Annotated in this window: 9 protein-coding genes; 7 read left to right on the plus strand and 2 right to left on the minus strand. The window is 42.7% G+C overall.

Annotation, left to right across the window (positions count from 1 at the left end):
• Positions 1-26: 26 nt before the first annotated feature.
• The 5 genes from BT105_RS03685 (at position 27) to BT105_RS03705 (ending at position 9,795) form a co-directional block, all read left to right on the plus strand.
• Positions 27-1,139 carry an amidoligase family protein gene (locus tag BT105_RS03685; RefSeq protein WP_072299477.1) on the plus strand — a complete coding sequence of 371 codons (1,113 nt, stop codon included), beginning with the start codon at positions 27-29 and terminating at the stop codon, positions 1,137-1,139.
• Positions 1,140-1,331 carry a hypothetical protein gene (locus BT105_RS03690; protein ID WP_072299478.1) on the plus strand — a complete coding sequence of 64 codons (192 nt, stop codon included), beginning with the start codon at positions 1,140-1,142 and terminating at the stop codon, positions 1,329-1,331. It begins immediately after the preceding gene.
• A gap of 16 nt (positions 1,332-1,347) precedes the next feature.
• Positions 1,348-2,337, plus strand: coding sequence for a class II glutamine amidotransferase (locus BT105_RS03695; RefSeq protein ID WP_072299479.1), 990 nt, complete (start codon positions 1,348-1,350; stop codon positions 2,335-2,337).
• Positions 2,337-3,512, plus strand: a complete 1,176-nt coding sequence (locus BT105_RS03700; protein ID WP_072299480.1) for a tyrosine-type recombinase/integrase — start codon at positions 2,337-2,339, stop codon at positions 3,510-3,512. Before BT105_RS03695 ends, BT105_RS03700 begins: the two co-directional genes overlap by 1 nt.
• 229 nt (positions 3,513-3,741) lie before the next feature.
• Entirely contained in the window at positions 3,742-9,795 is a 6,054-nt protein-coding gene (locus BT105_RS03705; RefSeq protein ID WP_072299481.1) for a S8 family serine peptidase, read from the plus strand.
• Between the two features lie 96 nt (positions 9,796-9,891).
• Here the strand turns inward: BT105_RS03705 and rfbB are convergent, their stop codons facing one another.
• Positions 9,892-10,920, minus strand: a complete 1,029-nt coding sequence (rfbB, locus tag BT105_RS03710; protein WP_072299482.1) for a dTDP-glucose 4,6-dehydratase — start codon at positions 10,918-10,920, stop codon at positions 9,892-9,894.
• A gap of 12 nt (positions 10,921-10,932) precedes the next feature.
• Positions 10,933-11,820 carry a glucose-1-phosphate thymidylyltransferase RfbA gene (gene rfbA, locus BT105_RS03715; protein ID WP_072299483.1) on the minus strand — a complete coding sequence of 296 codons (888 nt, stop codon included), beginning with the start codon at positions 11,818-11,820 and terminating at the stop codon, positions 10,933-10,935.
• Positions 11,821-12,607: 787 nt separating this feature from the next.
• On the opposite strand from rfbA, the gene BT105_RS03720 reads away from it, so the two are divergent.
• Both BT105_RS03720 and BT105_RS03725 read left to right on the plus strand, forming a co-directional pair.
• Positions 12,608-13,894 (plus strand): DegT/DnrJ/EryC1/StrS family aminotransferase, encoded by a 1,287-nt coding sequence (locus tag BT105_RS03720; RefSeq protein WP_072299484.1) that lies wholly within the window; start codon positions 12,608-12,610, stop codon positions 13,892-13,894.
• A gap of 23 nt (positions 13,895-13,917) precedes the next feature.
• Positions 13,918-14,529, plus strand: a complete 612-nt coding sequence (locus BT105_RS03725) for a sugar transferase (protein ID WP_278289526.1) — start codon at positions 13,918-13,920, stop codon at positions 14,527-14,529.
• Position 14,530 lies beyond the last annotated feature (1 nt).

The raw sequence follows: 14,530 nt of genomic DNA on the forward strand, positions 1-14,530 counted from the left end.
GGCTATTTACATTTTGGAGGTCAAAAATGGACGAGAACACAAATGAAAATGCGATATACTGCGCTCATTGCGGTAGTATTATAACTGACGATGAGGATTACGAAACAGTTGGCGGTGCTCCTGTTTGTTCGGATTGCTACGAACGGCACACTACAACCTGTGAACGCTGCGGCTCAGCTATCTGGACAGACGATAGCTACGGCGATGAGTACACAACCTTGTGTGCATTATGCTACCATAATCATTACACTCGTTGTGTTTGCTGCGATGCGCTTTTGCACAATGATGACGCTTATCAAATTGAGGGAGACGATTACTGCGGAGAATGTTATCGGGATGAAACTGATAAAAATCGTTCGATACACGAGTACGGCTATAAACCCGAACCGATATTCTATGGCGATTCTGAGCGATTCTTTGGAGTTGAACTGGAAGTGGATGGTGCTGGCGGATACTCAGAAGATGCAGAAGCTATACTTGAGATTGCTAATGCTGACAAAGAGCACTTGTACATCAAACACGACGGCAGTCTCGATGAAGGGATGGAGCTGGTAACGCACCCAATGTCATTAGAATACCATAAGCAATTCTGCTGGCAGGAGATTATGAGTAAGGCGATCAGCATGGGATACCGCTCACACCAAACGAGTACGTGCGGACTTCATGTTCATATCAATCGCTCATGTTTAGGAGACACGCAGGAGGAACAAGACCATGTTATTAGTCATATTCTGTATTTTGTTGAGAAAAATTGGAACGAACTTCTTAAATTCAGCCGCAGAAGCGAATATTCGATGAACCGCTGGGCCAGTCGATATGGGTATGAAAAGAGCGGCAGGGATATCCTTGAAAAAGCGAAAAAAGGCAATCTCGGACGATATGCGGCGGTGAATTTACAAAATTATAGCACTGTGGAATTCCGCCTGTTCCGGGGAACATTGAAATACTCAACATTCATCGCAGCCCTCGAACTTGTTGATGAGATAATCACCCTTGCTATGACGCATACAGAGGAGGGAATTGAGAAGCTGTCGTGGAGTGAGTTTGTTAACGCTATAGAAGCTCCCGAGCTTATAGGCTATCTCAAGGAGAGAAAATTATATATCAATGAAGATGTTGAAGATCAGGAGGAATTATAAATGAAGAAACCGGAGATTATTCAGAAATTACCTAAGCTTCCATTATCAGAACTTGGCCACAGCGATGTACAGGTCATATTACGTCTCATAACGATCCTTGCTGCCACACATCTTGCAAGCAAGGTGAATCGTGTTATCAAGAATATTAACAAACTTGAACGTCCCGAGGATGTTTTTAAGTATCTGAAATGAAGAGGAGGTAATATATATGTGTAGCCTTTACGGTTGGTTGGACTACCAAGGCGTAGTACCTCATAAAATACTAAAAAAGCTTACCCAATCCTTAGCTAATGCAGCGGAGGAGCGTGGGACGGACGCCACTGGCATCTCATACATAAAGGACGGAAAGGTAATTATTTTCAAACGTCCCAAGGCGGCGCATAAGCTTCATCTTAGTCCACCAGAGGGTACAAGAGTGGTGATGGGGCATACGCGTCTCAGTACACAAGGCAGCGAAAAGAACAACCAGAACAACCACCCGTTTCTCGGAAAAACAAGCGAAAAAACTTGGAGTCTGGCACACAACGGCTGCCTGTCCAATGACCGTTCTCTGCGCAAGGAGAAGCAGCTCCCTATAACAGAAATAGAGACAGACTCATTCATAGCTGTGCAGCTTATCGAGTCAAAGGACAAGCTCGACTTTGATTCTTTGAGATACATGGCAGAAGCTGTGCACGGCAGCTTTACTTTTAGTTTGTTGGATGAGGACAATTCACTTTACTTTGTCAAAGGCAATAATCCTTTATGCCTGCTTCATATTAAGTCACTGGGGCTATATGTTTATGCTTCGACAGAATCCATTATGAAGGCGGCATTACGCCGCCTTGGTTTTAATAAGTTTGACGCAGAAAAAGTTGAGGTTGATGATGGTGATATCTTAAAAATTGACAGGTATGGTGATATTACTCGTTCGCAGTTCACGCCTGCTCCGAGCTACAGCTATTTTTCACGGAGCAAGTGGTGGTACGGAGACTATGAGGACTATTATACAACTTATGAAGAGACGCTTATCGAGATGGCACATTGTTTCGGCGCTGACGAGAATGATGTTATATTGCTTCTGGATTATGGGTACAGTGCAGACGAAGTCGAAGAGCTTCTACTGGATACAGCAGCATTTCAGGAAACGGTTAGAGAAGTAAAATTTGTAGAGGGTGAAGAACTATATAGCAGTTATTGCTGCGGAGGTGTCTTCTGATGAGCAAAAACGGGAACGGAGATGGCAGTATCTATAAGGACAAAAAGGGACGGTGGCGCGGACAGGTGAATCTGCCGTCGGCTGACGGCAAGGTAAGGCGAAAATACTTCTACGGGCAGACGAGAAAGGAGGTAGCTGACAAAGTCGCCGAACTGATGAGCCAGATAAAAAGCAATACTTATGTTGAGCCATGCAAGGTCACTCTTTATGAGTGGCTTTGCGAATGGCTGGAGATATATTGCAAGCCTGAACTCCGCATGACCACATATGTCAACTATGAGCTGTATATCCATAAGCACATCAAGGATTCCATTGGAAGATACAGGCTTAGCGAGCTGACTACTGCGAAATTTCAGCAGTACTATAACGAAAAAGCTAAGAACGGGCGCCTTGACGGTAAAGGCGGCATGAATCCCAAGTCACTGCGCAATATGCATAATATGCTCCATAAGGCGCTGGATCAGGCGGTAAACATGGATATGATGCTGAAAAATCCTACGACATATGCAGTTCTGCCAAAGTACCCAAAAAAGGAAATGCGCTTCTTTACTGTTGAGGAGCAGAAACAGCTACAGGAAGCTATAAAGGGTGACAGGCTTGAAATGCCTATACTTATAGCGCTGTATACGGGTGTCAGACAAGGTGAGCTTCTTGGCTTGAAATGGAAGTATGTGCACCTTGACTTGAAAGGGGAGAGCTATATACGCATAGTTGAGACTATCAACCGAGTCAAGAATACAGATCCGAGTATACCTACAAAAACGGTTCTTGTAGTGAACAGACCTAAAACCACTCACTCTATGCGTACCATACCGCTTCTGCCGAATATTGCAAGGCGTTTAGCGGAATACAAGGCGGAGCAGGAGCGCATAAGGAAAGAAAAGGGCTTCCCATATAATGATTATGTGTTTACTGCGACTAATGGTATGGTGCTTGATCCGAGGGACTTCCAAAGAGATTATAAGCTGTTGCTGAAACGTAATGGCATACGGGAAATAAACGTACACGGACTAAGGCATACTTTTGCCACAAGAGCTCTGGAGTCGGGAATGTCGCCTAAAACTCTTTCTAAGATATTAGGCCACAGCAGTGTAGGTTTTACGCTTGATACCTACGCTCATGTCACCGATGAACTCAAAGCCGAGGAAATGGCAGGAATGAACGAGTTTTTATGATGAGGATAATGTAAGCCGCACTGAAAAGTGCGGCTTTATCCTTGATTTTGTTATGTAAATGGAAAAGTTTCAATTGTCAAAGTGCTCTATGAGAAGCACTTTTTTTGTGCCAAATAACCATTTTTATTATATATAGAGCAATAATAATAAAATATTCACAAAATGCAGAAAATAAAATGTTATAATTGTATAAAGCATATTATTGGCTTTAAGCGGAAAGGGTGTTCTTATGAAAAAACATAAAGTATTATCATGTATTATATCGGCGGCTTTATCCTTCAATATACCTGTAAACTGCCTGACAGTTTCACAGCCTGTTTTTGCTGAAACAGCAGCAGAGTCGGCCGACATCAGCGGCAGCGAGTATGTCGGCACTGAACACGCATACGATCCGCTGGCAGAGCTGGAAGCTGAGGAGGCGGAGAAGAAATACAGAGAAAATGCCGATATAGAAGCAAACAAGGTTCTTTTCTCGGTGATCGGCAATAAGGACGGATATCTTGATGATAGCAGTGATATCTGCGGCAAATATGAGCTTCACAATATCACCATGATATACGAATCGGGTGAGAACGAGGTCTTTTACGAAGCTGAAACTGCCTCTGATGATATCTGGAGTCTTGTGGACGAGCTCTGCGGTGACGAGAGCATTGCTTCGGCAGAGCCTGTCTTTGTGTGGAAGAAGTCCGCGATTGGCGAGGCTGTAGAGGTATCAGAGGAGGAGTTCAAGCGCGCTTCTCATTTTTCGCTTCTTGATACTGAGAATGTATGGAAAAGTCTGAAGAACAGCAGTGTGCCAGGTAAAGGCGTAGTTGTTGCTGTAATTGATACAGGTGTGGATTATAACCACAAGGACCTTGCCGACAACATCTGGACCAATCCAAATGAAACTCCCGGCAACGGCGTGGACGATGACGGCAATGGATATATCGATGATATCCACGGAATAAATGCTATATCATACAGCGGTGATCCTATGGACGACCACGGTCACGGTACTCATGTTGCAGGTGCTATAGCTATGACCGCAGGAAACGGCGGAGGTATAGGTCTTGCTTACGGAGCAAAGATAATGTGTATAAAAGCAGGCAGTGCCGACGGAAACTTCGCCAGCAATGATATCGCAAGGGCAATAAAATACGCCGCTGATAACGGCGCAGATGTAATAAATATGTCATTCGGCGGCGAGGAGAAATCCACTCTCGTTGAAACTGCACTTAAGGACGCAGCAAAAGATGCTGTTCTTGTGGCTTCGGCAGGTAATGACGGTCTGCCTACAAGCGAAGCTGCTGCAAACGGTTACAAGAACTGCAAGGACGTTTATCCTGCGGGATATAACTGCGTTATCGGAGTAATGGCTTCGGATAACAATGATAAACTTGCAAGCTTCTCAAACTGGGACTATATCTCTGGCAAGGGATGCGAATACGAAATGGCAGCTCCGGGTACTGAGATCTACAGTACTCTTCCCGATAACAGATATGCGGTCTGGAGCGGTACATCGCTGTCGGCTTCGTGCGTTTCGGCAGCTGCCGCTATAATCAGAAGCGAGTACCCGAACAAAAACAAATATGACGCCCGCTACATAATGGGACAGCTTATCAACGCTTCTTCAAGCAAGGCAACTGCCGAGCCTGCGGTAGTAACAACTCCCGTGGTAACTGAATCAGCGACGACTACTGTTGCTAACCCGGTGACTACTGTCTCCACAACTACAGTTATCTCCGACGATCCGTTGGTAAACGCTGACGCTGACGGCAGCGGCGGCATTGACAAGAGCGACTTCACAGCTATCCTTAAAGGTATAGTCGGTCTGAACGATCTTGGCGGCAGCATGGGCGATGTGAACTGCGACGGCTCAGCCGATATGTTTGACGCTGTAAGCGTTCTCAGGCTTTGCGATTCCAAGGACAATTTAAGTGCTATTATGGATTCGGCTACCATAAGAAAGGAGTATGTGACATTTGATGTCCCGTCAATCGACATAACAGAGGACGGCGATTATAAGAATTACAAGTTCACATATAACTCAAATTATCCGTTCAAGGCTGTAACAGGTCAGCTCAAATACAACGGCAAAGCTTATTCGGGCGAGTTCAAGGAGATAAAGCTTCTGGACTCCACAAGCGGCGATATCATCTATGAGTTCAACCCCGAAAACGGCAAGGTAGCTGCATACAGCGCAAGCAACGAGACCAGCGGCAGCTTTACTATTTCGCTGTATGAGGGCAAGGACGGCGCTTACACCATAGATCCAAGCAGCCTTAAGTTCTACGACGAGAATGGCAAGGAATACTTAGGCTACAGCCTTGGTATGTTTGATCCTGTGCTGAATATAAAGTCGGCAGCTCAGAGTGTTGCGGCTGTAGGAACTCCCACGGCAGTTGCGGTATACGATAAAAAGGTCGAGTATCCACGTCTTAATATCATGGACAGCCTTACAGTTAAGCCTCACCCCGATCTGCGCATTGACGCTGTGGAAATGCTGGAAACAGCGGATATTTTCGACAGCAACAACGGCGATGGTATTGTTCAGCCCGGGGAGACCGTGGGACTTGGCATATCCCTGTGGAATGGCTGGGGCGCGGCTTCTGACGTGAATGTTAAGATAGAAGCTGTCGGCGCCGACGGCAAGACAAATCCGTATGTTGAGGTTCTGGATAACAATATTGATTTCGGTGATATAGCTACGTTCAGCGGAGCAGATAACGGTCTGACCTACAGTGACGGCAAGGTCAAGAGCATTTCCACGCCTGTTCGTATCAAGGTCAAGGACGACGCTCCTAACGACGGCAAAATGACGTTCAAAATTACCGTTACCGCCAAAAATGGCTTTGAAACTGAGGATACTGAGACCTATATGACAGATACGGAGTATTCATTTATCGTTCAGCGAATCAAGTATCTGAGAGGTAAAATAAAAAAGGATATTACTCTTGATAAATCTTATTTATGGATTATTGACGGTGAAGTAACACTTATGGAAGATGTTATTATGACCATAAAACCTGGAACGCAGATACAATTCGGAGGTGAAAGCGATTCAAGGCCCTATCTTGATACAGAATTAGGAGCACTGATTTGTAATGGTACAGAAAAAAAACCTATTATGATGTTTAAAGGTAATAACCATCCACAACCTGGATTATGTGTAAAACGAACATTTGATACGGATATGAAAGATGAAATAAGCTATACAAATTTTGTGTTTCTTAATTTAGGTTTAGATTCATGTGATCATTGCATTATTGAAGATTGTTATGTTAATGTTTCGAAAATGACCAATACAATAATAAAAAATAGCAAAATGTACAATAGTGAATATTATTCTTCATGTGGGGTTACAATAGCAGAAAATTGTTTATTTAATTCAATTGGTGGTTTATATGCAGCAAATCACAATCATAATGTTTATGTTGGAGAGATATATCATTCGTTTGAAATTAGGCCTGACAATTTAAACTATAATGCGATTTTGAATAATTATAATGATTTGAATAATAACTTGCGTAAAGTTAATTATGAATTAATGTGCGACAGAGCAAGAAATAATTATTATGGAACAGAAGATCCTAAATTAATAGGCATACCAGACGACGCTATTGAAGAATTTCCAGATATTTATGATTCTTTCTTGACGCTTGATTCACCCGAAATTGAAGATATTTATCCATTCATGACGGAAGCGTTTATAACTGACGAGAAAGGCGAGCGTATTGAAAATGCATACCCTGGACAAACATTATTAGTTCATGTAAAGTTTAACCGTGATATGGCAACAGACATTCAGCCTGATGTAACGTTAGGAATTCAATGGGATCCAAGAAATGTTTATGCACCTACTAATATCAGCTATATGGAGTACATTGTTGGTGGAGATTGGATATCCGCTAAGGAATGGGTGGGAAAATGTAAACTTGAAGATTTAGAAAATGCATATTTTGAAAGTGATTGGTATAATGATATAATCAGCGAAGGAAAAGACTATAATCAAATTCCACCCCCCAATTTATCTAATGTATTATATATTCGCTCCGAGGGCGCTGTAGCTGCTGATGACCGCTGGCTCGTCACAGGAAACGACGGCGGACGCTTCGGATTCAACGTGGTAAAGCCTGCAACTATACAGTCTATCACCCTAAAGGGCAGCGGCGCGTCAGGCGCAAATCAACTTACATGGTCGCAGGACGAAATGGAGACTCTCGCGGGATACAATATTTATCGTTCAACCGATAACCAGTATTTCACCAAGATAAACAAGTCCCTCCTGTCCAACGAGGATTTGCAGTACACCGATAAAGATGTTGTCACGGGGCAGAAGTACTATTACTACTACAGAGCAGTTGATACGGATTTCAATGAGTCCAAGCCCTCGAATACTGTTGAGTGTATTCCACTGGACAAGGATAAACCGCAGATAGTTCATACTCCTGTAACGGACTCCGAGCCAGATAAGACAATTACTATCAGTGCAAATGTTACCGATAATGTCAAGGTCGACAGTGTAACCCTGTTCTATAAGTACAGCGATGAACAGGAGTGGAACAGCGAAGCTATGAGGAATCCCTCGGGTTCTATCTACAAGAAGAATTTCTCCTCATATGAGGTGAGAAAAGGTCAGCTCCAGTATTATATCGAAGCTACAGACGGTATCAACAAGGCAAATGTCGGCAGCAAGGAGGAGCCCTGTGTTATTGATATCAAGCCATATACGGAGACTACATCTACAACAATAAATACAGCTACAGTAACTACGACAGCAGTTTACGATCCGAATACAATGACAACGACATCGACTAACTGGATTTCGCCTGTTACGTCAACAACAGTTTATTCGCCGCCTGTGAATGATAAACAAATCATAAAAAATGTTTATGTATACGGTACAAAAGCCAATTCTGAAATGATAATATCAGCTGAAACTGATACAAATATAAGAAATATCACGCTTTATTACAAGTATTCTGATAACAAAACTTGGAATAGCTTGGGAATGTCAAGCAGTTCTAAGGACTCGTCGTATAAGGCTGTACTTCCTGCTTCTAAGGTAAGAGAAGGCACTCTGGAATACTATATAGAAGCTTCTGACGGTATAAATATTGAAAAATACGGCAGCAGAACGGAGCCATATACTGTTAAGGTGACAGCTTCAAGTATCGTAACTCAGACAACGACTACAACTTCGTACAGAACAACAACAACAACTACTACTACAACTACAACAACAACTACTGCTACTGCCGAGCTGCCAAAGATATTGAATGTAATTATATCCAAGGCTAAGGTGAATGAGAGCATCAAGGCAGAATCAGACATAACAGGAAACGGCGATATAAGCGCGGTTCTGTTCTATAAATATACAGAAGATACCGAATGGAGCAGGGCGAATATGACAAAGGAAAATGGTTCGACATATAGTGCTTATATTCCGGGATATGAAAGCCGACAAGGAACGCTGCAATATTACGTTGAAGCTTCCTGTGGCAAGAATACAGCGTATTTCGGAAGTGCAGAAAAGCCGTTCAGAATAGCAGTTGTGCCAGAAACTACTACTACCAAGCTTACAACAACAACTACTACATCGACGACTACTACGACACGCATTTCGCCTACTACCACAAGCTCTTCAATAACGTCAACTACAACAGCAACGAGAACTACTTCATCAACATCAAGCAGTTCAATGACAACTTCGGTAAGCAGTACATCTTCAACGTCAAAACCTGCTTCTTCAACTACCACAAGTACAGGAACTAAGGGAACAACCACATCTACCATAACAAATCCGCCTTTGATAACAGGAGACACCTCAATTACAATAAGCGATGCCGAACCGTATAAAATACCGCTTGCACAGAATGAGGGAGTCACATTTGTATCAAACAACACCGATGTTGCGGTAGTTTCTGCTGACGGTGTCGTTACTCCTGTAGGAGAGGGCGAGGTCATTATCTTCATCATTGATAAGAATAATAATGTGATACGGCTCAAGATAACTGTCAGACATAAGGAAAATGCCTATATGCTTGGAGATGTCAATAACGACGGCAAGATAAATGCGGTCGACGCTTCGGAGGTCCTGACCTATTATGCAATGATCTCCACAAATCAGAACGGAGACTTCAACGAAGCGCAGAAGCTTGCGGCAGATGTAAATTATGACGGCAAGATAAATGCAGTTGACGCTTCTTGTATCCTTTCATACTACGCGTATACTTCTACTGCAAAGGAAACGATCGTATTGTTGGAGGAATACTTGAAAAACAGCATTAATGCAAAATAAAAGTAATATAACGAACAAATCCCGAGCCATATGGCTCGGGATTGTTTATATGTTTGATTGTTGAATGACTATATAAAGTGTATTAGAAGGTTTCTATCACACCTCTGCACGGTTGCCGTACATCTTCTCATAGTAATTCTGGTACTCGCCGCTGATGATAGTCTCCCACCACTCACGGTTCTCAAGGTACCACTTGATAGTCTTCTTGATACCGTCCTCGAACTTTGTCTCAGGCAGCCAGCCAAGCTCGTTGTGTATCTTTGTAGGATCGATAGCGTAGCGCATATCGTGTCCCTTTCTGTCCTCAACGTGTGTGATAAGGCTCTCAGGCTTTCCAAGCTCCTTACAGATGAGCTTAACGATATCAATGTTCTTCATTTCGTTGTGACCGCCAACGTTGTAAACCTCGCCTACCTTGCCCTTATGGATAATAAGGTCGATAGCGCGGCAGTGATCCTCAACATAGAGCCAATCACGAACATTAAGTCCTTCACCGTAAACCGGGAGAGGCTTGTCTGCAAGAGCATTTGCTATCATAAGAGGAATAAGCTTCTCCGGGAAGTGATAAGGTCCGTAGTTGTTTGAACATCTTGAAATAGTCACAGGAAGACCATAAGTTCTGTTATATGCCATAACAAGAAGGTCAGCACCAGCTTTTGATGAGCTGTATGGGCTGCTTGTATGGATAGGTGTAGTCTCTGTGAAGAAGAGGTCAGGTCTGTCGAGAGGGAGGTCTCCGTAAACCTCGTCTGTAGATACCTGATGATATCTCTGGATACCGTACTTGCGGCAAGCGTCCATAAGAACTTGTGTACCGAGTATATTTGTCTGAAGGAATATCTCGGGATTCTCGATTGAGCGGTCAACGTGTGACTCAGCTGCAAAGTTTACAACTATATCGGGCTTTTCTTCCTCGAAGAGCTTGTAGATAGCTTCTCTGTCGCAGATATCAATCTTTACGAAACGAAAGTTAGGGTTCTTCATTACAGGCTCAAGCGTTGAGAGATTGCCTGCATATGTAAGCTTGTCCAGACATACGATTCTGTAGTCAGGATATGTATCAAGCATATGGAATACGAAATTTGAGCCGATAAATCCGGCTCCACCGGTTACAAAAACTGTCATTATATTAACTCCTTAATATTTGATTTTGCCCTCAGCAAGCTTTTTTAAATGAGCGCCGTAAGGTGATTTGCCGTATTTTTCAGCAGACTTCATAAGCTCTGTGTTATTTACCCAGCCATTGACGAAAGCTATTTCCTCGGGAGCTGAGATAACGATTCCCTGACGTTTCTGAACTATCTGAACAAAGCTTGTCGCTTCTGTGAGACTGTCCATAGTACCTGTGTCGAGCCATGCAAATCCTCGTCCGAGAAGCTGAACATCGAGACTTTTTTCTCCGAGATACATATCATTGAGAGTGGTTATTTCAAGCTCTCCGCGAGCAGAAGGCTTGACCTGCTTAGCTTTTGCGCTGACTCCAGCAGGGTAGACATAAAGACCTGTAACAGCATAATTGCTCTTAGGCTCAGCAGGCTTTTCTTCAATGGATATAGCCTGACCGTTATCATCGAACTCAACAACGCCAAAGCGCTCGGGGTCTGAAACGTAGTAGCCAAATACAGTTGCACGATGGTTATCTTCAGCGTTTGCCTTTGCAGCACGGAGAAGTGTTCCGAAGCCGTTGCCGTAGAAGATGTTGTCTCCCAGAACCATTGCGCAGGCGTCATCGCCTATGAACTCTTCACCGATAATAAACGCCTGAGCCAGTCCGTCAGGAGTCGGCTGTTCCTTATAGCTTAAATTGATACCGTACTGCGAACCGTCACCGAGAAGTCTCTCGAAGTTCGGAAGATCAGTCGGTGTTGAGATAATAAGGATATCCTTGATACCTGCAAGCATAAGCGTTGACATAGGATAAAAGATCATTGGCTTATCATATACAGGCAGGAGCTGTTTGCTCGTTACCAGCGTCAGCGGATAAAGCCTTGTGCCGGAGCCTCCGGCGAGAATTATTCCTTTCATTGAATTTACTCCTTAACAATGTTTTTATGTAAGCAAAATAAAAAACGTCTTTATCTTATTTAATTAAATAGCAATTGTAATTAATAAAAAATCACTTTTTACATTATACATCATTATATGCCAAAAATCAATGGTATAAAGCTGATTTCATGGATTTATCAGCATATAAAGGTGTTTATCCGATGTATTTTAGCAGTTATGCCGAGTATTCATAATAATGAATTCAGAAAGTAAAATATGCATTTACATAACACTTTACGCAGAGTTATATAATTATATATTATATCATTATCAGAATTTTAATTTAGCAAAATCCGTTAAAAATAGAAATATATGTTTGCAAAGTCGGAAGAATCGGCAAGAAGTTAAGATATAATGAACGACATATAATGATATACAAATATTAAATAATGTCCGTGTTTTGACTTTGAGTATATTTTTTTATGCCATTTTAACAGTGGGCTATGAAATATTTTTGTTTAATATGACAAAAATATTTGTGAGTTTAGAATTCCCTAATTTTTACGCTTGCTTTTTTTTTTGCCAAAGGGTATAATTGAAACGTACAGCCTTTGCCATACTATATTATTATGTATCGCTTGGTATCATAAGTGCGGTGCATAATCATGGCGGAGCTAAATGCAAGTAAGAAACTATTGCCCCACGGAGGGGTAGGCAAATGATAAATATAGGCTTATTGATTTTGCCTGTGTCGGAAACGACAGAGTGGATTCCGGGATTACGGATCGGATCAATAACGCTGGGTGGATAGGAGTAGAAACATCAGATGTTTGTAAACAAAAGCAACATAAAACCCTTTGAAAAGAAAGTATGGCTTTCATCGCCTACCATGCACGGTGACGAGCAGAAATGGGTAAACGACGCATTTGAGAAAAACTGGATAACAACAGCAGGAGAGAACATCAACGAGGTAGAGAAGCTCGTTGCAGAGTATGCCGGAGTAAAGTATGCTGTAGCTCTTTCCTGCGGAACAGCTTCACTTCATCTCGCAATAAAGCTTGCAGGCGAAAGACTTTATGGTCAGCCTAAGCCTAATTGCGGAACACTTCAGGGACATAAGGTATTCTGTTCGGATATGACATTCGACGCTACCGTAAACCCTGTTGCTTATGAGGACGGTGAAGCCGTTTTTATTGATACAGAGGCAGATACATGGAATATGTGTCCCGATGCTCTTGAAAAGGCATTTGAGATATATCCCGATGTTAAGCTTGTAGTTGTTGCACATCTTTACGGTGTTCCCGGAAAAATCGACGCTATCAGAAGAATATGCGACAGACACGGTGCACTTATAGTTGAAGATGCTGCCGAGTCCTTCGGTGCTACATATAAGGGTAAAGAAACAGGCGGTTTCGGTGATTATAGCGCTATAAGCTTCAACGGAAACAAGATAATCACAGGTTCGTCAGGCGGTATGTTCCTCACAAACAGTATTGACGATGCTGATAAGGTTCGCAAATGGTCAACTCAGAGCCGTGAGGCTGCTCCATGGTATCAGCATGAGGAGATCGGTTACAACTATCGTATGTCAAATATTATCGCTGGTGTCGTTCGCGGACAGATGAACTACCTTGACGAGCATATTGCTCAGAAAAAGGCTATATACGAGCGCTATAAAGAGGGCTTCAAGGGACTTCCTGTTACTATGAACCCATTCGATATAATTGACAGTGTGCCTAACTATTGGCTCAGCTGTATGCTCATAGATAAGGAAGCAATGTGCAAGCAGGTTCGCGGTGAAAACCAGCCTATGTATATTTCCGAACAGGGCAAGACATGTCCTACAGAGATCCTTGAGACTCTTGCAAAGTTTAATGCAGAGGGACGTCCGATATGGAAGCCTATGCATATGCAGCCTATCTACCGTATGAACGGCTTCGTTACTGCAAAGGGTAACGGCAGAGGACAGTCCAATGCGTATATTGACCGCGGTGCTGTGCTTGACGTTGGTGCAGACATCTTCGAGAGAGGTCTTTGCCTCCCAAGCGATAATAAGATGACACCCGAGCAGCAGGATATCATAATCGAACTTATCAGGAGTTGTTTTGAATAATGTATGCAAAGTATTTTAAGCGTATGCTTGATTTTACTCTTTCACTCGGAGCAATAATCGTTCTTTCACCGATACTTCTGGTTCTGACTATTGTCGGAGCAGTTGCAATGGGCGGTAATCCGTTCTTTACACAGGATCGTCCGGGTAAGAATGAAAAGATATTCAAGCTTGTAAAGTTCAGAACCATGAACAACAAGAAGGACAAGAAAGGAAATCTTCTGTCGGATGAGAAGAGACTCACTTCTTATGGAAAGTGGCTTAGAAGTACAAGCCTTGATGAAATACCTGAATTGTTCAATATTCTTAAAGGCGATATGTCTATTATTGGTCCGAGACCGCTGCTTGTGAAGTATCTTCCATACTATTCCAAGGCGCAGCATCATCGTCATGATGTAAGACCGGGATTAACTGGTTATGCTCAGGCTCATGGCAGAAATGCTTCTACATGGGATGAAAGATTTGAATATGATCTCAAATATGTTAAGCATATCACATTTATTGGCGATGTCAGAATAATTATTGATACAGTTAAGGCTGTCCTAAAAAGAGATGGTATCTCAGCGGAAGGACAGGCGACAATGTGCGATTTTATTGATTATGTAAATGAGAAAAGAGCTACTGTAAGCGAGGTGTAAC

This window comes from Ruminococcus flavefaciens (assembly GCF_900119075.1).
In the GTDB taxonomy this organism is placed as follows: Bacteria; Bacillota; Clostridia; order Oscillospirales; family Ruminococcaceae; genus Ruminococcus; species Ruminococcus flavefaciens_Q.